Origin of the sequence: Tomitella fengzijianii, from assembly GCF_007559025.1 — a bacterium.
In the GTDB taxonomy this organism is placed as follows: Bacteria; Actinomycetota; Actinomycetes; order Mycobacteriales; family Mycobacteriaceae; genus Tomitella; species Tomitella fengzijianii.
In genome coordinates this window covers 1,466,420-1,485,502 of sequence record NZ_CP041765.1, presented here as the reverse complement: position 1 = coordinate 1,485,502, position 19,083 = coordinate 1,466,420, and the positions used below count along the sequence as shown (strand labels likewise).

The 19,083-nt window shown below is 70.4% G+C and carries 14 protein-coding genes; 4 read left to right on the top strand and 10 right to left on the bottom strand.

The features are described 5' to 3' along the window. Positions 1–68: 68 nt before the first annotated feature. Positions 69–488 carry an FtsB family cell division protein gene (locus tag FO059_RS06805; protein ID WP_143907440.1) on the bottom strand — a complete coding sequence of 140 codons (420 nt, stop codon included), beginning with the start codon at positions 486–488 and terminating at the stop codon, positions 69–71. Between FO059_RS06805 and FO059_RS06800 the strand changes: the two genes are divergently transcribed. Beyond that, positions 460–816, top strand: a complete 357-nt coding sequence (locus tag FO059_RS06800; protein WP_143907438.1) for a hypothetical protein — start codon at positions 460–462, stop codon at positions 814–816. The genes FO059_RS06805 and FO059_RS06800 overlap by 29 nt on opposite strands. Here the strand turns inward: FO059_RS06800 and eno are convergent. Continuing rightward, positions 791–2,086, bottom strand: a complete 1,296-nt coding sequence (eno, locus tag FO059_RS06795) for a phosphopyruvate hydratase (protein WP_143907436.1) — start codon at positions 2,084–2,086, stop codon at positions 791–793. The genes FO059_RS06800 and eno overlap by 26 nt on opposite strands. A gap of 186 nt (positions 2,087–2,272) precedes the next feature. Between eno and FO059_RS06790 the strand changes: the two genes are divergently transcribed. Then, positions 2,273–3,019, top strand: coding sequence for a TetR/AcrR family transcriptional regulator (locus FO059_RS06790; RefSeq protein WP_143907434.1), 747 nt, complete (start codon positions 2,273–2,275; stop codon positions 3,017–3,019). Then, complete coding sequence (locus FO059_RS06785) at positions 3,016–3,996, top strand: TauD/TfdA dioxygenase family protein (RefSeq protein ID WP_143907432.1); 981 nt, start codon at positions 3,016–3,018, stop codon at positions 3,994–3,996. The genes FO059_RS06790 and FO059_RS06785 overlap by 4 nt, the downstream gene beginning before the upstream one ends. A gap of 117 nt (positions 3,997–4,113) precedes the next feature. Here the strand turns inward: FO059_RS06785 and FO059_RS06780 are convergent, their stop codons facing one another. Further along, positions 4,114–4,959: a hypothetical protein gene (locus FO059_RS06780; protein ID WP_143907430.1), complete on the bottom strand. Its 846-nt coding sequence runs from the start codon at positions 4,957–4,959 to the stop codon at positions 4,114–4,116. Between the two features lie 169 nt (positions 4,960–5,128). On the opposite strand from FO059_RS06780, the gene FO059_RS06775 reads away from it, so the two are divergent. Next, positions 5,129–6,382: an IS256 family transposase gene (locus FO059_RS06775; RefSeq protein WP_143907428.1), complete on the top strand. Its 1,254-nt coding sequence runs from the start codon at positions 5,129–5,131 to the stop codon at positions 6,380–6,382. Positions 6,383–7,324: 942 nt separating this feature from the next. On the opposite strand, the gene FO059_RS06770 is transcribed toward FO059_RS06775, so the two are convergent. The 7 genes from FO059_RS06770 to FO059_RS06740 form a co-directional block, all read right to left on the bottom strand. After that, on the bottom strand, positions 7,325–8,035 hold the full coding sequence (locus FO059_RS06770; protein ID WP_143910520.1) for a lytic transglycosylase domain-containing protein: 711 nt from the start codon (positions 8,033–8,035) through the stop codon (positions 7,325–7,327). Between the two features lie 269 nt (positions 8,036–8,304). Beyond that, positions 8,305–8,994 carry a MazG family protein gene (locus FO059_RS06765; RefSeq protein WP_143907425.1) on the bottom strand — a complete coding sequence of 230 codons (690 nt, stop codon included), beginning with the start codon at positions 8,992–8,994 and terminating at the stop codon, positions 8,305–8,307. Then, entirely contained in the window at positions 8,991–12,590 is a 3,600-nt protein-coding gene (mfd, locus tag FO059_RS06760) for a transcription-repair coupling factor (RefSeq protein WP_143910519.1), read from the bottom strand. Before mfd ends, FO059_RS06765 begins: the two co-directional genes overlap by 4 nt. A 403-nt stretch (positions 12,591–12,993) precedes the next feature. Then, positions 12,994–13,719, bottom strand: a complete 726-nt coding sequence (locus FO059_RS06755; protein ID WP_233266805.1) for a TetR/AcrR family transcriptional regulator — start codon at positions 13,717–13,719, stop codon at positions 12,994–12,996. Positions 13,720–13,819: 100 nt separating this feature from the next. After that, positions 13,820–16,429 (bottom strand): beta-glucosidase family protein, encoded by a 2,610-nt coding sequence (locus FO059_RS06750; RefSeq protein ID WP_210416607.1) that lies wholly within the window; start codon positions 16,427–16,429, stop codon positions 13,820–13,822. A gap of 71 nt (positions 16,430–16,500) precedes the next feature. After that, positions 16,501–18,303, bottom strand: coding sequence for a sulfatase family protein (locus FO059_RS06745; RefSeq protein WP_158726545.1), 1,803 nt, complete (start codon positions 18,301–18,303; stop codon positions 16,501–16,503). A gap of 146 nt (positions 18,304–18,449) precedes the next feature. Beyond that, complete coding sequence (locus tag FO059_RS06740) at positions 18,450–19,073, bottom strand: TetR/AcrR family transcriptional regulator (protein ID WP_143907421.1); 624 nt, start codon at positions 19,071–19,073, stop codon at positions 18,450–18,452. Positions 19,074–19,083 lie beyond the last annotated feature (10 nt).

The window sequence follows — 19,083 nt, the reverse complement described above, 5'->3', positions numbered from 1 at the left end:
GGGAGCGGGTTGTCTGAGCTGCGGGCGCCCGGCCTGCGGCGCCGCACCGGGCGCCGGTCGATGATCCGTCATCCGCCGGGCGGGGGCGCGGGCGCGGGGATCACATTGGGCACCGGCACATCGGAGTCATCGGCGGCATGAGAGACGGAATCCCACACCGACCCGTACCACGGGCGGGCCTGCGCCACGGCCTTGTCGTGCTGCTCCTGCGCCTCGACCGGGTCGCCGGGAAGCTCGACGATGTACGGGGTGCGGCCGGCCTCGACGAAGCCCAGCCTGTCGCGCGCCTGTGCGCGGAGGTAGTCGGGGTCTTCGAGAAGCTTTTCCTTCTTTTCGAGCTCGGCGATCTGCGCCACCAGCTCGTCGTGGTGGGCCGCCGCTTCCGCCACGTCCTGACGCTGCGTGAAGTACGTCCGCACCGGATTGGCGAGCGCCAGCGCCAAGAAGCACACCATGACGATGACGACGACGACCCGGCGCGGCGACATGCCCGTGCCCGTGCCTTCGGTCCGCTCCGACAGCCGCTGCCATGAGCGTGTGGCCCGCGTGATCAGCGACCCCGATCCGGCGCGCGCCGACGACCCCGACCGTGCGGCCGCGCCCGTCCGGGACGCGGCCGACGCCGAGCCCCTGCGCGCCTGCGCAGCTGTGGCGGCGCGCCTGGCGGATGACGACTGCGGGGCCTGCGCGCGGCCGGACGAGCGCGAGCGCGGGTCCCGGGTGCGCGCGCTGCGCCCCGGTTCCCTGCCGCCCGGGCTGCCCTCCGGCCGCCGCCTGCCCCGCTCCGCCATCAGTTTCCGCTGCCCTCCGCGCTGAAGCGCGGGAACGCGCCGGCGCCGGCGTAGCGGCCGGCGTCGCCCAGCGACTCCTCGATGCGCAGCAGCTGGTTGTACTTGGCGACACGCTCACTGCGCGCGGGCGCGCCCGTCTTGATCTGCCCGCAGTTGAGGGCCACGGCGAGGTCGGCGATGGTCGTGTCCTCGGTTTCGCCGGAGCGGTGGCTCATCATCGTGCGGAAGCCGCTGCGGTGCGCCAGGTCCACGGCATCGTTGGTCTCGGTGAGCGTGCCGATCTGGTTGACCTTCACGAGCAGCGCGTTGGCGGCGCCCTTGTCGATGCCGGTGCGCAGTCGCGCCGGGTTGGTGACGAACAGGTCGTCGCCCACGATCTGGATCTTGTCGCCGATCGCGGCGGTCAGTTCGGCCCAACCGTCCCAGTCGTCCTCGCTGAGCGGGTCCTCGATCGACACCAGCGGGTACTCGCCCAGCAGTTCGCGGTAGAACCCGGCCATCTCGCCGGCCGTCTTCACCGCACCCTCGAACGCGTAGCCCTTGCCTTCGGTGTGGAACTCGGTGGCCGCGACGTCGAGCGCCAGCGCCACGTCGCCGCCCAGCGACAGGCCGGTCGCGGCGACCGCCTCGGCGATGACGTCGAGCGCCTCGCGGGTGCCGGCGACGTTCGGTGCGAAGCCGCCCTCGTCGCCCAGGCCGGTCGACAGGCCCTTCTTCTTCAGCACCGCCTTGAGCGAGTGGTACACCTCGGCACCCCAGCGCAGCGATTCCTTGAAGCTGGGCGCGCCGATGGGCGCCACCATGAACTCCTGGACGTCGACTCCAGTGTCCGCGTGCGCGCCGCCGTTGAGGATGTTCATCATCGGCACCGGCAGCACGTGGCCATTGGGGCCGCCCAGGTAACGGAACAGCTCGAGGTCGGACGACTCGGCGCCCGCCTTGGCCACCGCCAGCGAGACCCCCAGCAGCGCGTTGGCGCCCAGGCGGGACTTGTCCGGCGTGCCGTCGGCGTCCAGCAGCGCCTGGTCCACCAGCCGCTGCTCCTCCGCCGGCAGGCCGATGACCGCGGGGGCGAGCTCGCCCAGCACGCTCTCGACCGCCTGCGTGACGCCCTTGCCGCCGTAGCGTTCGCCACCGTCGCGCAGCTCCACGGCCTCGTGCTCGCCGGTGGAGGCGCCCGACGGTACGGCGGCGCGCGCGAAGGTCCCGTCGTCGAGGGCCACCTCGACCTCGACCGTGGGGTTGCCACGGGAGTCCAGGATCTCGCGTGCTCCGACCTGTTCGATGACGGCCACGTGCGTACTCCTCAGTCTGTCGGTGTCGTTGGTTGTCGAAAGTCGCGTGTCGACGGGGCGGTTACAGCGCGGGCCCGCGCAACTCGGGTCAGCTTATCCGCACCGCCCCGCCGCGTCCCGCAGGCACGCGGCGGCCGCGGGATCCGGAGGTTGCCAGATTAAGGCCAACTCCTTAATATGTGAGGTGTGACACCGACGAACGCCCCCACGCGGCGCGGCTCCCCTGCCCGCACCGCCATGATCGACGCCGCCGAACGCATCGTCGCCGAGCAGGGCATGCCGGCTCTGACGCTGCGCGCGGTGCAGGAGGCGGCGGGGCAATCGAACAAATCGGCCGTCAACTACCACTTCGGCTCGCGCGACGGCCTGATCGCCGCGATCCTCGACGATCGGATGCGGCCGATCGCCGAGCAGAGGCGTGCCCTGCTGGATGCGATCGACGTCCGGTACGGGTTCCGCTCCGCCGTCGCCGACGGGGCCGTCGCGTCCGCCGCCGCGGCCCCCCTGCTCCGCGAGCTGACGGTGGCACTGGTGGACCCGCTGGCCCGGCGCGTCTTCGAGACACCCCGGTCTGCATATGCCCGGTTCCTTGCACAGTCGATGGTGTCCCCGGAGCTGGCGGAGATCATCGCGCGCCAGGCGACGATGTTCACGGTCAACGAGACGCAGCAGTACATGGTCCGCGTGCTCGTCGCGGGACGCGCCGCCCCGGGGCTCGACGGCGACACCGCCGTCTGGCGCGCGAACGGGCTGCTGGGGCACGTGATCACCGCCCTGGCCGCGGCCGAGCCGCACATCACCGGCCCCCGGGGCCGCGTCATCACCGCCCGCATCATCGACACCTGCCACGGGCTGCTGACGGCGCCCGTGGGCCACCCCGATCCGATCCCGACCGCCCCCACCGACCACCGACCAGAGGAGTCCCTCCCATGACCACCGCCACCGAGAACGCTTCCGCCGCCTCGCCGGTCCCCACCACAACCATCTACGGGGAATCGCCCACCGATCCGCTGTTGATGTACGGGCCGATCACGGCCGCGCGTCTGCCGGAAGGCTTCGAGCGCCGCCCGTACCAGCGGATCACCGTCACCCCAGCAGGCACCACCATCGGAGCGGAGATCGCCGGGGTGCGCCTCGACGGCGACGTCGACGACGACACCATGACGGAACTGCGGCAGGCGCTGCTGGAGTGGAAGGTGCTCTTCTTCCGCGACCAGGACATCTCGCGGGCCGACCACCGGGCGTTCGCCTCGCTGTGGGGCGGACTGGAGCAGCACCCGTTCTTCAAGTACACCCAGCCGGGGCAGACCGACGTGGATGTGGCGACGCTCGCCAAGGGAATGGACAGCGCGGGAGTGGAGAACTCCTGGCACAACGACGTCACCTGGAGCGCCACCCCGTCGTTCGGCGCCGTCCTGCGCGCGGTCGAGCTTCCCGAGTCCGGCGGCGACACCCTGTGGGCGGACACGGCGGCGGCCTACGACACGCTGCCGCAGGAGATCCGGGACCGCATCGACGGGCTCGTCGCCGAACACGACTGGTTGCACGCCTTCGGCAAGTCGATGCCGCAGCAGAGCGTGGACATGCTGCGGCCGCACCTGCCCGCAGTGCAGCATCCGCTGGTGCGGGTAATCCCGGAGACCGGGCGCAAGGTGCTGTTCGCCTGCCAGGTGTTCACCACGCGCATCCTGGGCATCAGCGAGGAGGAGTCGACCGAGCTGCTGTCGATCCTCTACCGGCACATCCAGCGCCCCGAGTTCCAGGTGCGCCTGCGCTGGCGCCCGGACACGGTCGCCTTCTGGGACAACCGCGCATGCCAGCACTACGCGGCCAGCGACTATTTCCCGCAGAAGCGCGTGATGGACCGGATCTCGATTGTCGGTGATGTTCCGGTGGGCGTGCACGGCTGACGTACGCCGCACTGCGCAGTAGGAACCGGGCCGGCCGCACCATCAGCGTGATGGTGCGGCCGGCCCGGTCTCTTCTTGGCGCGCCGTCAGCTGCGCGACGCCCTCAGTGCGTGTGCGTCACGACTCGCTGAGGCCCAGGCTCCCGAACAGGCCGGCCAGCGAACCGAACGGGCCGGGTGCGGTCGCCTCGAAGTCGGTGGTCTGGCAGCCGAGGGTGAACGTGTCCACCGCGACGGCGGTGGAGTCGTTGTCCCGCGTCTGCTGCACACCGATGCCGAGGATCGTGGCGTCGGGGTTCAGCTCTACGATCTTAGCCAGCGTCGCCGGCGATCCCTTGGCGAGCTCAGTTTCTTCATCTGCGTTGACGATGTTCTTGGTGACCCAGAAGGTGCCGTCATCGGCCTTGGGCGCCGCCGTCCCCCACTTGCCGTCGGCGGGCTGCGGCGACCAGACGATGGTGGCGAATCCGTTGCCATTGTCAATGGTGCTCGCACCCAGGACCCGAATCTGCAACGCAGGGGTGTTGCTGTCCGAGCTCGCGCCATCGGTGGCCGTGTAGGTGTACTCGATCGGAAGCGGAGCGCCATCGACAACCAGGTCGCTCAGCTTCAGGTCCGACGCCTGGTAGAGCGAGGTGCCTTTGTCGCTCTGCTTGAAGTTGAGGACGCCGGTCCCGTGGGCATCGTCCGTCGACTCGCCGATCGTCGCGGGGTTCTCGTCACCGGGGGTGTACCAGGTGCCTACAGAGACCTTCCGCTCGTCCTCATCCTGATTAAGGTCGACGAGATCCTCCGGCGTCACCACGGTGGTGGTCCCGCACTGGTCGCCACCACCGATCGAACCGGACAGCGAACCGAGGCTGCCGGCACCCGGGAGGGCACCCGCCACGCCCGTGCCCCCGAGGACCAATGCCACCGATGCGATACCGGCCGCCGAGGCGCCGGCGAACTTCTTCGCGCGCATTTTCATCTCCCACTCATCTCAAAAAGACCGGGCGGGGTAGTGCCCCATACAGTGGTGTAACTCGGTGGCCGAGTTCGTCTGTGACACCGCGTCAATGACGGACGCAGTGCGGCCACCGTGTGATCCTTCGAGTGAACCTCTCACAGCACCCTCGAACGGAGTCATCACGATGACCGCACCCCACATTGTCGACCCTGCCGGCCTGCTTGGCCAAGCACTGTCCGAAGCATCACCGGATCTGATGCGTGAGCTGCTGCAGACCATGATCAACGCGCTGCTCTCAGCGGACGCCGACGCCGTGTGCGGCGCCGAATGGAACGCTCGCACCGCTGAGCGGACCAACCGCCGCAACGGCTACCGTCACCGCCCGCTGGATACCCGGGTCGGCACCGTCGACGTCGCCGTCCCCAAACTGCGGTCGGGCAGCTACTTCCCCGAGTGGCTGCTCGAACGCCGCAAGCGGGCAGAGTCGGCACTGATCACCGTCGTCGCCGACTGCTACCTCGCCGGGGTCTCCACACGCCGCATGGACAAGCTGGTCAAGACGCTCGGCATCGACTCGCTGTCGAAATCGCAGGTCAGCCGCATGGCTGAGGACCTCGACGAGCAGGTCGCCGCCTTCCGGCACCGGCGTCTGGACGAAGCCGGCCCTTTCACCTTCGTCACCGCCGATGCGCTGACGATCAAGGTCCGCGAGAACAAGCAGGTCGTCAAGGCCGTCGTACTGCTCGCCACCGGCGTCAACGGCGACGGGCACCGCGAAGTGCTCGGCATGCAGGTCGCCACCAGCGAGACCAAGGCCTCGTGGAACACCTTCTTCGCCGACCTCGTAGCACGCGGACTCGGCGGGGTGCGGCTGGTGACCTCTGACGCCCACGCGGGGCTGGTCGAGGCGATCGCGGCGAACCTGCCCGGCGCCGTCTGGCAACGCTGCCGCACCCACTACGCGGCCAACCTGATGGCGGTGTGCCCGAAATCGATGTGGCCGGCTGTCAAAGCGATGCTCCACAGCGTTTACGACCAGCCCACCGCCGCCGCGGTGCATGACCAGTTCGACCGGCTCCTCGAGTACACCGAAGACCGCCTGCCCAAGGTCGCCGAGCACCTCGGCGATGCCCGCGAAGACCTGCTCGCGTTCGCCGGGTTCCCCGACGATGTGTGGCGTCAGATCTGGTCGAACAACCCCACCGAACGGCTCAACAGGGAAATCCGTCGCCGTACCGATGTCGTGGGGATCTTCCCGAACCGGGACGCCATCGTCCGCCTCATCGGCGCCGTGCTCGCTGAGCAGACCGACGAATGGGCCGAAGGTCGCCGCTACCTCGGGCTCGAGGTCCTCAGCCGCTGCCGGCTGACCGTCGCTACCGAGACCGACACGACCACGGAGGTAGGCACAGACCCGTACCTGCAACTACCCGCCTGAACCCGAACGAAGGATCAGAAACCAGTTACACCACTGCCCGGGACTTGACCCCGGGCGGTCCACTCTGTTCCGACGCCCGTATCTCTCACCGGTTACTGCTGATCATGGCACCGAACCGATTGAAGTGGTTCGGTACACATCGGATATTAGGACCCCGCACCGACAATTCCTAATGCCGTTACCGGGGTGCATAGATACTCGACCTTTTCTTGTCATCCGAACGAACGACATAAACGTTGCCCCGAAACCCAAGAAGTGCGCCCGGATTCGTGTCCATTCGGAAGAACCTTCGCTCAACGAGCAGATCGGCCACGCCAGCGCAGCCGGCGACCACGGGCGGCCCCACCGTGAAGCCCTGAGACAAGCGGACCCGGGCCCGGCCTGCGCCGTTGGCGGACGGCTGCGGGCCGGGCCCGGAATGCGGGTGCGGACGATCACCCGCGGACGTGATCGGGACCGGGGCGCCGCTCGGGCGGGAGCAGCAGCCGGCGCGATCCTTCCCACGTCGTCTCACCCGGCGGCATCCCGCCGGAGGTTCACGGCAGCGCATTCATCGGCTTCACCCCTCGGAAGCCGGGGAGCGATGCATCCGAACAACATTGCGCCACCGCAGTTCGAGTCCACGCGTATCGCGCCGCCCGTCGCGACGCCGCAGCGACCTCGAAGACCTGCTGAAACGCTAACACCGATTGACCAGTTCACTCGATCGCGAACTCGCACCGGAGCCGAGTTGGACGTTCGATCACTAACGGCTTCGGCGACCAAGATCCGCCTGCCGCCGCCGGACGACGGTTCCGATCGAACCATGACCAGCACCGTCGCGATCACCACTCCGGCATGACCACCAGGACGTGACCGCCCCGAGTAGAACATGTTGTGCAACCGTTACAACGAAAATCGCGCGTTTAAATGTCAGCCGAACGGTCTAGTGTCACCGTCAGTTCAGGGCCGGACGCCAATCGAGTAGGCGTTGGCCCTGAACTGCACTTCACGCGCATACGCTTCCGACATGTTGTATGACGCGAGCGCGGCCGTCCATCCCGACGCGGTGGACAGGTCGCGCCCGAAGCCGCACAGATAGCGCCCCGCGGTGAGCGCCGCGTCGTCCAGATTGTCGGGGTCCGCGATCCCGTCGCCGTTCGCATCCACTCCCCAGCGCTCCCACGTCTCCGGGATGAACTGCATAGGACCCATCGCCCGGTCATGCACCGGGTCCCCGTCCATGTCCCCGCCGTCGGTGTCGTCGATCTTCGCCACGCCGGGGCTTCCGTCCAAAGGCACGCCCCGGATGGGAGGACTCACCTGGCCGACCGCCGAAACCGACGCGCCGCCGTGCGTGCCGTGCTTGCTTTCCACCGACCCGATCCCCGCGACGGTGGTCCAACCCAGGTGGCAGCCGGGCCGAGCCTTCGCCATCACCGCCTGCGCATAGCCGTACGCTTCGAGTGCTGCGGGTGAGATGCCCAGCTGCTCGCTCAGGCCGGACGCCCACCCGGCGAGCTGGTCGGCGCTGCGCCCCGGCGCCTCCACATCGATCGGCGGCAACGGCGCACCTGCGCCCGGCGGGTTGAGGTCGGGGATGCTCGGGCGGTCGACCAGGGAACAGGACACGACGGCGGCACCGACGACGCCGCCGATCACCAGAGCGGGCATCACTGCTGCGATCACCGCAGCCCCACGCCTGCGCACGCGCCCGGCACCACCCACCGTCGACCTCCTGGAACGTCCGAACACGCTGCATCGCCGCCGAGTGTGCCGTCGGCGAGCCCATGCTACGGACCCGGGACTGCGCCGTCCGCGCACACGGCCCGCCGACTGCACCCGTTTGGTGGACATTTGGCTGGAAATCCGCCGAAAAGCGACCAAATGTCCACCAAACGCGGCGGCGTAGGGGCAGCGGCGGCGTAGGGGCAGCGGCAGGGTCAGCGCAGCGCGGCGCGCCACTGCTCGGGGCCGAACCGCATGCGCCCACCGTCACTCTGCTCATCGGGGCCCGCACCACTCCCCTGCGCCGCCCGCATCGAGCGCTCCGCAGCCCGGATCCGCCGCGCGAAGTCCAGTGCTTCCGCACGCAGCCGCTGTTCCGCGCCGCCATCCGGCCCCACCGTCACCGTGGTGAGCCCGGCCGGGATCGCGTCACTCGGCACCCCGGCGTCGCGCGCCCTGGCGAGGATCTTCGCGGTGAGCGCCAGCGCGGGCTGAGCCGGGGGGATGCCGTCCATGGCCGATGCGTCCGGCCGCTCCCGGGACTTGGCGCGTTCCCAGTCGTCGACCTGGGTGGCCAGGTCCACGCCGCCGGCCAGCACGCCGGCCGAGCGCGCCGACACCTTGCGGATGAATGACTCCGCCACGTCGTCGATGGTGAATCCTGCGCCGATGCGGGCGTGGAAGAGCACCTGAAGCAGTACGTCGCCCAGCTCGGCCACCATCTCTTCGCGGTCGCCGGATGCGATGGCGTCGAGCAGCTCGTAGGTTTCCTCCACGAGGTATCCGGTGAGGCTGGAGTGCGTCTGTTGCGACTCCCACGCGCCCTCGGTGCACAGTCTGTCCATCAGCGCCACGGCGTCGAGCAGCCTGGCGCCCTCCCGCGGCGCACCGTCCGGCCCCGTCACGCCGGCGCCGCCGCCGCAGCAATGGCCAGGCCCGCCGACAGGTCGACCATCCCGGCCGGCTTGCCGTCGAGAGCCAGGAGGAAGTCGACGACGAACTGCAGCAGCTCGGTGTCACGCAGCCGGGCCGACCCCAGGCCGCCCGTGCGCGGAAGCGGGATCTGCACGGTCGAGGTGGTCGCCCGGAACGTCGCACCCTTGTAGAGCCGCTTGAGCCGCATTTGCTTGGAATCGGCGAGGGGCATCGGCGAGAGCCGGACCTGCGTGCCGCTGACGCCCACGTCCGTGACGCCGTACTGCCGGCACAGCAGGCGCAGCCGTGCCACCGCGACGAGGCGTTGCACCTCCTCCGGCACGGGCCCGTAGCGGTCCACCAGCTCGTCGACCACCGCGGCGATCCCCGCCTCGTCGGCCGCCGCGGCGATCTTTCGGTAGGCCTCGAGGCGCAGGCGGTCGCCGTCGATGTAGTCGGGCGGGATGTGCGCGTCGACCGGCAGGTCCACGTGCACCTCCTTGGTCTCCTCCACGGCGGTTACGGGGGCGCCGTCGGCCACCGCGCGGTAGGCCTCCACCGCCTCCCCCACCAGGCGCACGTAGAGATCGAATCCGACGCCCGCGACGTGCCCGGACTGCTCGGCGCCCAGCACGTTGCCGGCGCCGCGCAGCTCGAGGTCCTTCATGGCCACCGCCATCCCCGCACCCAGCTCGTTGTTGCGGGCGATGGTGGTGAGCCGGTCGTAGGCGGTCTCCGTCAGCGGCTTCTCCGGCGGATACAGGAAGTAGGCGTAGCCCCGCTCGCGCCCGCGCCCCACGCGCCCGCGCAGCTGATGCAGCTGCGCCAGGCCCAGCGCGTCGGCCCGCTCCACGACCAGGGTGTTCGCATTGGAGATGTCCAGGCCCGTCTCGATGATCGTCGTACACACCAGGACGTCGAACTCGCGGTTCCAGAACCCCTGCACCGTCTGCTCGAGCATCTCCTCGTTCATCTGGCCGTGCGCGGTGACCACTCGCGCCTCGGGCACCAGCTCCCGCAGCCGCGCCGCCGCCTTGTCGATGGAGCTGACCCGGTTGTGCACGTAGAACACCTGGCCGTCGCGCAGCAGCTCGCGCCGGATCGCGGCCGCCACCTGCTTGTCCGCATACGCGCCCACGTAGGTGAGGATGGGGTGGCGCTCCTCCGGCGGGGTGAGGATGGTCGACATCTCGCGGATACCGGCCAGGCTCATCTCCAAGGTGCGCGGGATGGGCGTGGCGGACATGGTGAGCACGTCCACGTGGCTACGCAGCGCCTTGATGTGCTCCTTGTGTTCGACGCCGAAGCGCTGCTCCTCGTCGACGATGACCAGTCCCAGGTCCTTCCACCGCACGCCCGTCTGCAGCAGCCGGTGCGTGCCGATGACCACGTCGACCTCCCCCGTGGCCATCTGGTCGACGGTGGCGCGCGACTCGGCCGGGTCGGTGAAGCGCGACAGTCCCTTGATGGTGACGGGGAAACCGGCCATGCGGTCTTCGAACGTCTGCTGGTGCTGCTGCGCCAGCAGCGTCGTGGGCACCAGCACCGCCACCTGCTTGCCGTCCTGCACCGCCTTGAACGCGGCGCGGACGGCGATCTCGGTCTTGCCATAGCCGACGTCGCCGCAGATGACGCGGTCCATCGGCACGGCCTTCTCCATGTCGGACTTGACCTCGTCGATGGCGGTGAGCTGATCGCCGGTCTCGGTGAACGCGAACGTGTCCTCCATCTCCCGCTGCCACGGGGTGTCCTGCGCGAACGGGTGCCCGGGGGCCGCCTGCCGTTTGGCGTAGAGCTGCACCAGCTCGCCTGCGATCTCGCGGACGGCCTTGCGCGCCTTGCGCTTGGTGTTCTTCCAGTCCGAACCGCCGAGCTTGCTCAACGAAGGCAACTCGCCGCCGACGTAGCGGGAGAGCTGGTCGAGCGATTCCATGGGCACGAAGAGCCTGTCGCCCGGCTGGCCGCGTTTGCCCGCGTACTCGAGCACCAGGTATTCGCGGCGGGCGCCGGAGATCGTGCGTGAGGTCATCTCGACGAACCTGCCGATGCCGTGCTGGTCGTGCACCACCAGGTCGCCGGCGGCGAGGGCCAGCGGGTCCACCTGATTGCGGCGCTTCGGCGGCATCCGCTTGCCGTCGCCCACCGCGGCGACCCGGTTGCCGGTGAGGTCGGCCTCGGTGATGAGCACCAGCTCCGCGTCGGGCAGCACCAACCCGTCCTGCATGGCCCCGCGCAGTACCGCGACGCGCCCCGGGGCCACGTCGTCCGCCGTCTCCGCGCGCACCGCCGGCACCTCGGCGTCCGAGAGGCGCTGCAGCAGGCGGGTGACCGTGCCGGCACCGCCGACGATCAGCGCCGCGCGGCCGCCGCCGGTCACGTGGGCACGCAGGGTCGCGAAGATCGTCGCGATCTGCTCCTCCGACCCGCGCGCCGTGGGCGACGCGGACAGCTCCGGCACGTACTCGTCCTCATCCCCCGAGGCCAACGGGCTCACCGTCCACCACGGCACCCCCGCCTCGACGGCCGCCTCGTGCACCTGCCGCAACGACCGGTACGCGGTATCACCCAGATCCAGCCGGGACGTGTCCAGCGGCGCGTCGCCGCCCGTCGAGGCGGCGCTCCACGACGCCTCGAGGAACTCCTTGCCCGTCTTGACCAGGTCGGTGGCGCGGGTGCGCACGCGCTCAGGGTCGGCGATCAGCACGTGGGCGCCGTCCGGGAGGACGTCGGTGAGCAGCGCGGTGCCGCCCGGGACAAGCGCGGGGATCAGCGCCTCCATGCCCTCGGCGGGGATCCCCTGGGCCAGCGATTCGAGCAGTTCGACCAGCGCCGCGTCCTCCGGGTGCCCCGCCGCGAGCTCGGCCGCCCGCCCGCGCACGTCCTCGGTGAGGAGCAGCTCACGGCACGGCGGCGCGATGAGCACCGGCACGTCGACCTCGGCGATGGAGCGCTGGTCCGCCACCGAGAACGGGCGCAGCTCGGAGACTTCGTCGCCCCAGAACTCGACGCGCACCGCGTGGTCGGAGGTGGGCGGGAAGACGTCGAGGATGCCGCCGCGCACCGCGAACTCGCCGCGCTTGCCCACCATGTCCACGCGCGTGTACGCCAGCTCGACAAGCCGGCCGACGAGCCCTTCCAGGTCGTGTTCCTCGCCCTCGCGCACGATCACCGGGTCGATCTCGCCGAGCCCCGGGGCCATCGGCTGCACCAGCGAACGCACGGTGGCCACGATCACCTGCAACGGCGGCCCGTAGACGGCGTCGTCCGGGCGCGCCAGCCGGCGCAGCACCGACAACCGGCGCCCCACGGTGTCCGCGCCCGGAGACAGCCGCTCATGGGGCAGCGTCTCCCACGACGGGAACTGGGCGACCGCCTCCCCGAGGATCTCCTGCAGCTCGCGGGTGCGATCGTCCGCCTCGCGTCCACTGGCCGTCACCAGCAGCACCGGGGCGCGCCGTCCCAGCGTCGCCGCCAGCAGCGAGCGTGCCGCGGACGGGGCGACGACGGACAGTTCCGGCCGACCCGTCATGTCCGCGAACTCGCGCAGCGCATGGTCTGTGAGCGCTGTCTGCGCCAGCGCGCCCATCGGTGAGGCGGAGGTGGACGTGGGTGCGATGGTGGACAACGCGAAGGCTCCTCGCGGGCCGCCCGGGCCGCCGTACGGCGGACTCGGGCCGCCCGATTCTTGATTGTGCGGCACGGCGTCGGACCGGCCGGCTGCGACGATACGGCCGGGATCGGAATGGGCGCAGTGTGCGCTGTGGGGGCGGGTCGATGGTGCGGCGGCGGTGCCCTGCCTGCCATGCGGCAGGACCCTCATGGTGCGGAACGCGGCCGCAGACGATTCTAGTCCCCGGCGGCCGCGCGCCCGCCGCGCGTACTACACGGCGGCCACCCGCCGGCCGTCGATCAAGCAACTGGTGCACGTTTTCGCCGCCGATTGTGCATTTTCCGCTTGGTCGACGGGAGCCGTGCCCGGCCGACCGTGATCAGTCACGTTCCTCAGCCGGGGCGAGCCCTGCGCCGCGCGCACCGAACTCGAGGGTGCGCGGGTCCAGGGTGGGCTCGGCGGACAGATGCGCCAGTCCGCTCCAGCACAGGTTGACCAGGTGGGTGGCCATGGCCTCCTTGGAGGGCCGGCGCACGTCCAGCCACCACGTGGCCGACGACGACACCACGCCCACCAGCGCCTGCGCATAGAGCGCCGCCAGGTCCGGGTCCAGCGACCGGCGCGCGAAATCCGCGGCCAGCAGGTACTCCACCTGGCCGATGGCCTCGTTGAGCAGGCTCGAATACGTGCCGTCCGCGGCGGCCACCGGCGAGTCACGCACCAGGATCCGGAAGCCCTCGGAGTGTTCCTCCACGTAGGTGAGCAGGGCCAGCGTCACCCGCTCGAGCCGCAGCCGGGAGCTGTGCGGGGCCAGGTTCTTGTGCGTGGACAACGACGCGGTGATGGCCTTGTGCAGCGTGGCCATCTCGCGGTCCACGACCACCGCGTACAGCCCTTCCTTGCCGCCGAAGTGCTCGTAGACCACCGGCTTGGAGACGAGGGCGCGCTGCGCGATCTCCTCGATGGCGGTGGCCTCGTAGCCGCGCTCGGAGAACAGGGATCGGCCGATCGCGATGAGTTGTTCGCGGCGTTCGGTGCCGGACATCCGCTTGCGGGGCCGTTGCCCCCCGTTCTGTGCCGCATCCGGACCGGTTGTCTGTGCCATGGATCTCCCACCCTTCATCGCCCGCACCGGCCGGCCCCCGTCGCCCGCGTTCCAATCGGGGCCCGGCCGCTACCATCTCAGATCAACCTATCGCGCCGCGTCATTCGATCACTTCGACCGATGAGGACAAGGCAATTTCCTGAACGGATGTACCGATCAGCAGCCGGAACTCGCCCGGCTCCTGCCACCATCCTCGATCGGTCCATGCAGAGAACTGACGGGGGTGGATGTCCACGTCCGCTGTGCCGTGTTCTCCCGGCCCGAAGCGGGCGCTGCAGAAGCCTGCCAGCCATCGCACAGGATGATCGATGACGCTACTGCGGCGTTCCGCGTACACCTGGATCACCTGCTTTCCCGTCCGCGTACCGACGTTACGCAGGCCGATCCGTAGGCGCAGCGTCTCCCCCACCCGCACTGTTGCCGGATGCCCCGCCGCCTGGAACTCCCATTCGGTGTATCCGAGTCCATGCCCGAAGCAGTACGCGGGCGTCCGCCCCGCACGCAGCCAGCCGCGGTGGCCGACGTGGATCGATTCGTCGTAGTGCACCTTCCCGTCCACCGGCCGGTCGGGACCGAGCAGCACGTGGCCGTCGTCCGCGGGCCAGGTGGTGGGCAGGCGCCCGCCCGGCTCGCGGTCGCCAGCGAGCACACCCGCCAGCGCCGTGCCCACCTCCTGGCCGCCGAACCAGCCCAGGAGGATCGCCGGCACCGTCTCGCGCCAGGGCATCGCCACGGGGCTCCCCGCATTGACCACGACGACGGTGCGCGGGTTGGCCTGGGCGATCGCGGCGATGAGCGCGTCCTGCCCGCCCTGCATCGCGAGGGTCGACCGGTCGAAACCCTCGCTCTCGGAGCGGGCACCGGTCCCCGCCACCACCACGGCCACCTCGGCGGACTCGGCGGCGGCGACCGCCTCGGCGAGCAGCTCCTCGGCGGTGCCGCCGTGGGGGGCCCACCCGAACATCACCGAGTGCACCAGCGGCAGCGGCGCCCGCGCGAGATCGCAGTGCACCTCGAGCACGATCGACCGCCCGGCCACCAGGTCCACCTCGACCGTCCGCACCGGCGGGGCGAAGATCATCCGGGCGAGCTCATCGGGATCCAGGCCCGCCCCGGCGCCATCGGCGTCGATCACCGTGGACCCGTCCACCGCGAGGCGCACCGGGCCGGCGCACGCGACGCCCAGGACGGCGCGTCCCGTCTCGGCCGGCGTGAATTCGGTGCGCAGCACCAGCCGGGCCGCGCCGTCGGGCAGGGTGCCCAGCCAGGTCAGCTCCGAGCTGCCGTGGAGCTCTTCGACCAGCACCCGGCCGTCGTCGGCGGTGAACACGGCGCGGAGCCCCTCACCGCCGGTCTGCGGATCGCGCAGCTGCGCGCGGGTGAAGGGGAACACGGTGTCGGGCGGCGTGACGCCCATGCGGAAGGTGACCTCGGATTCGGGGAACCGCTGCCGGATGCCGTCGAGGGGCGACACGACCCGCCGCGGGCTGACGGCGACGCTGCCGCCGCCTTGCGTGCGCGGCGCCAGCCCGTGGGGGCCGATCACCGCGATCGACCGCGGCGCCCGCGCCCAGGGCAGCTCCGCGTCGTTGCGCAGCAGCACCATGCCGTCGGCGGCGAGCTCCGCCGCGGCATCCTCCAGCTCCGCCGCGGCATCCTCCAGCTCCGCCGCGGCATCCTCCAGCTCCGCCGCGGCATCCTCCAGCTCCGCCGCAGCATCCTCCCCGGCGACGGGGACGGGAACGGCGGCCGGGGGCGCGACCGGATCGAGCGCCCCGACCCGCGCCGCCAACCGCAGGATCCGCAGCACCTTCTCGTCGATCCGCGCCGACGGCACCCGCCCCTGTTCGACCGCCTCGACGAGCGAGTCCTCCCAGGGGCTCATGAGCGACGGCATGACGAGGTCCTGCGCTGCGCGCGCCGAGTCGTCCGTGGACCTGACCGCGATCCAGTCCGACACGACGGCGCCGTCGAATCCCCACTCCGACTTCAGCGGATCGGACAACAGCGGATGCTCGCTCATCCGGACGCCGTTGACGCCGTTGTACGCGGACATCACCGCCCAGGCGCCGGCCTCGGCCACGCACGGCTCGAACGCGGCCAGATACACCTCGCGCAGTGCCCGGGCATCGATCTCCGAGCTCGCCGTGTGCCGCTCCACCTCGTAGTCGTTGCCCACGAAGTGCTTCGGGCATGCGGCGACCCCGTGCGCCTGCACCCCGTCGACATACGCCGCCGCGAGACGGCCCGTGAGCAACGGGTCCTCCGACATCGCCTCGAAGTGCCGGCCGCCGTATGGCGAGCGGTGCATATTGATCGTGGGACCAAGGACCACATCGACGCCCCGCTCCCGCGCCTCCCGCCCCAGCAGGTCGCCGTAGCGGCGCGCGGCCTCGACGTCCCACGTGGCGCCGAGGGCGCTGCCCGACGGCAGGCTGAGCGACGGCCGGTGCGCCGCGCCGGTCCCGCCCCGGATCCCGGCCGGGCCGTCCGAGAACACGATGGGCCGCAGGCCGATCGCGGGCTCCGCGCGCAGCGACCAGAAGTCCGCCCCGGTGAGCAGCCGGACTCTGGCACGCAGGTCCAGCCGCGCCAGACGCTCGAGCAGGTCGCGCTCGCAGCCTGGACCGGCGTGCTCTCCCGCGACGTCCGCGACCGGACGCTTCATCGGGGACGTCGGGCGGCCGCGCCCCTCGGTGACTGGCTGCATGTCTTCTCCTCGCAACGTGATGGTGGATCGGTGGTCGCCGGCGCACCGCCGGGTGGCCGCCGGCGCAGAACTCAGCGGGCGGCCCGGAAGTCGATGCCCGACCAGGGGGGAAGGACGGTGCCGGGCGTGTAGCGCCCCTCGATCCGCAGGGCCAGATAGGCCGCGGCTCCCGCGATGTACGGGTCCGGATCGGCTGCGGACGCCCCGATCTCGTGCACCCGGCCGGTAAGTGATCGGGGGTCGAGCGCGGTGAGGGCGCTCAGCGCTTCGAGCCGTATCGGGCGGCGGCCGCCGACGGTGGCGGCATCGACGAGGTGATCGAGCGCCGGGCCGGGATCGGGGCTGACGGCGGCCAGCGCTTCGGCGAGGGCCACCCGCACCGCATCGTCGGTCTCGGTGCCGAACCGTGCGTCCAGGGCGGCCAGCGCCGGCGCGGCCTGCCGCCCCAGCATCACCAGCCCCAGCGCCGCCCACCTCCGCACCACCGGGTCCGGATCGTCCAGCTGCGCCGCGAGCGGGGCCGCGTTCTCCGGGCGCCGGGCCGTCGCCACGTCGGCCAGGTCGAGCAGCCTGGCAAGGTCGTAGGCACCGGGACGTCGGCTCGGCCCGTAGCCCTCCGCCGCAGCCCCCTCGGGGAGGAAACCGTTGTCGCCCACGGCCAGCATGTGCTCGCGCAGCGCCCGGGCCAGGCGCTCCTCGTGCTCCCGGTAGCGCGGATCGCCCGCCAGGTTGACGACCTCGTCGGGATCGTCGACCAGGTCGTAGAGCTCGGCCTCGGGGCGCGGCTGGAAGAACCGCCGCTGCGCATCGGTCAGGCGCCCGGCGAGGAACTCGCGCTCCCACGCCTGGTAGCCGGCCCCCAGCCAGGCGAACGACACGTGCTGACCGCACGGACGGTGCGGCATGAAGTTGCGGATGTACCGGAAGCGTGCGTCGCGGACGGTGCGGACCATGTCGTAGCGCTCGTCCATGCGGTCACGCGCGCTGAACGCCATGTCCTCCGCCCGGCACTCCCGCCGTGTGAGGCCAGGCACCTGCATGTGGCCGGGAACCTCGCCCCGGGCGAACTCGATGATCGTGGCGGGGATGCTCACCGTGCTCACGGGTGTCGGCACGCGGGTCCCTCGGTGCGGCAGCGCCCCCGCATATGCGTCCGGGGCCGCCACGATCAGAGGCACGTGCAGTCCTTCCTCGTAACAGTGCCGCTTCGACCGCGGGTTGACTCCGCCATGGTCCGAGCTCAGCAGCACGACGGTCGAGTCCGTCAGGCCATCCTCGGCCAGCTGCGCGACAAGATCCCCCACGAAGCCGTCGAACCGGCGGATCACTGAGTAGTAGTCGGAGAATTCGTGCCGGATATCCTCGCAATCGGGCAGATAGGCAGGCACCCGCACCGCGGCGGGGTCGACCTCGCGGGGCAAGTCGCGGAAGAGAGCCGATTCGTGGGTGTCGTCGAAATTGAATACAGCAAGGAACGGCTGATCGCCGCCCCTGCCGCGCCAATGACCGTGCGGGGAGCATTCGTCCCAGATTCGCGCCTCGTCTACCGCGGCGTTGTAGTCGGTTTTGGCGTTGTTGGTGCAGTAGTACCCCAGCGCCCGCAGCACCTCCGGGTAGGTGGTCATCCACGGCGGCAGCGGCGCCTCGGCCCGCATGTGGTGAGCCGGCCCGTGCGCCTCCGGCACCACTCCTGTGAGCAAGCTGAAACGCGAAGGGGCGCAGACCGGCGCCGCCGAGTACGCCTGCTCGAAAACCACGGCGTGCGCGGCCAGGGCGTCGATGTTCGGCGTGGAAGCCGGCTCATCCCCGTAACAGCCGAATCTCGGCGGGCAGTCCTCGCCCACGATCCACACGATGTTCGGCCTGTCCATCATGCGCTCCCGACTCCTTCGAGCATTCCCATCGGACTGCATGCACACTCCTCGAAACTCATTCGTACCGCATTCTTACTTATCACTAAGTAGGCCAGATTCGGTGCGCGACGACGACGTCTCGATCACTCACCGATCCGCCGGGCTCGCTACCGAGCTTCCGACACGGCGACCGATCGGTACAACAGGTCGGTGAACTCACGGAAAGGCGTGACCATATCCGTGTCCGGATCCAGTAGCCATTGGTTCTCAAGCCCCTCCGACGCCGCGATCAGCAGTGTGGCGGTGACCTCGGGATCGACGTCGGCACGCAGCGCGCCGTCGTCGACACCCCGCCGGATCGCCTGAACGCACAGGCCCCTCAGGTACTTCACCCGCCCCACCACCCACTCGTGCGCGGGATGATCGGCGCCGGAGGCTTCGGCGGCGGTGAGGTGGGCCAGCTGCACGAGTTCGCGGCGTTCCACATTGCGCTCGACGATCTGCGCCATGAAGTCGAGCAGACCCGCGAAATCGAGCTTCTCGAGATCGTCGGCGTCGATGGAGGAGGCGGCGAGGTCGCGCCAATCGCGATCCATCAACACCGCATTCAACAGCGCCGCCTTGCTCCCGAAGTGGTGCAGGAGACCGGGCTGGGAGATTCCGACTTCGGCGGCGATCCGCCGCAGGGAGGCCCCCCTGTAGCCGAGCGACGCGAACTGTTCGGCAGCGGTCTCGAGGATGCGCGCGCGAGAGAGATTGCCCGAACGCGCAGCGGATTCTGTGGTCGCCATGGTCTGCAGC

What these genes read in the sequence shown, in the direction of transcription:
- FO059_RS06800 (WP_143907438.1), top strand. Translation starts at nt 460, where the DNA reads ATGACGACGACGACCCGGCGCGGCGACATGCCCGTGCCCGTGCCTTCG.
- FO059_RS06805 (WP_143907440.1), bottom strand. Translation starts at nt 488, where the DNA reads ATGTCGCCGCGCCGGGTCGTCGTCGTCATCGTCATGGTGTGCTTCTTG.
- FO059_RS06785 (WP_143907432.1), top strand. Translation starts at nt 3,016, where the DNA reads ATGACCACCGCCACCGAGAACGCTTCCGCCGCCTCGCCGGTCCCCACC.
- FO059_RS06780 (WP_143907430.1), bottom strand. Translation starts at nt 4,959, where the DNA reads ATGCGCGCGAAGAAGTTCGCCGGCGCCTCGGCGGCCGGTATCGCATCG.
- FO059_RS06775 (WP_143907428.1), top strand. Translation starts at nt 5,129, where the DNA reads ATGACCGCACCCCACATTGTCGACCCTGCCGGCCTGCTTGGCCAAGCA.
- FO059_RS06770 (WP_143910520.1), bottom strand. Translation starts at nt 8,035, where the DNA reads ATGCCCGCTCTGGTGATCGGCGGCGTCGTCGGTGCCGCCGTCGTGTCC.
- mfd (WP_143910519.1), bottom strand. Translation starts at nt 12,590, where the DNA reads ATGGGCGCGCTGGCGCAGACAGCGCTCACAGACCATGCGCTGCGCGAG.
- FO059_RS06755 (WP_233266805.1), bottom strand. Translation starts at nt 13,719, where the DNA reads ATGGCACAGACAACCGGTCCGGATGCGGCACAGAACGGGGGGCAACGG.
- FO059_RS06750 (WP_210416607.1), bottom strand. Translation starts at nt 16,429, where the DNA reads ATGCAGCCAGTCACCGAGGGGCGCGGCCGCCCGACGTCCCCGATGAAG.
- FO059_RS06745 (WP_158726545.1), bottom strand. Translation starts at nt 18,303, where the DNA reads ATGATGGACAGGCCGAACATCGTGTGGATCGTGGGCGAGGACTGCCCG.
- FO059_RS06740 (WP_143907421.1), bottom strand. Translation starts at nt 19,073, where the DNA reads ATGGCGACCACAGAATCCGCTGCGCGTTCGGGCAATCTCTCTCGCGCG.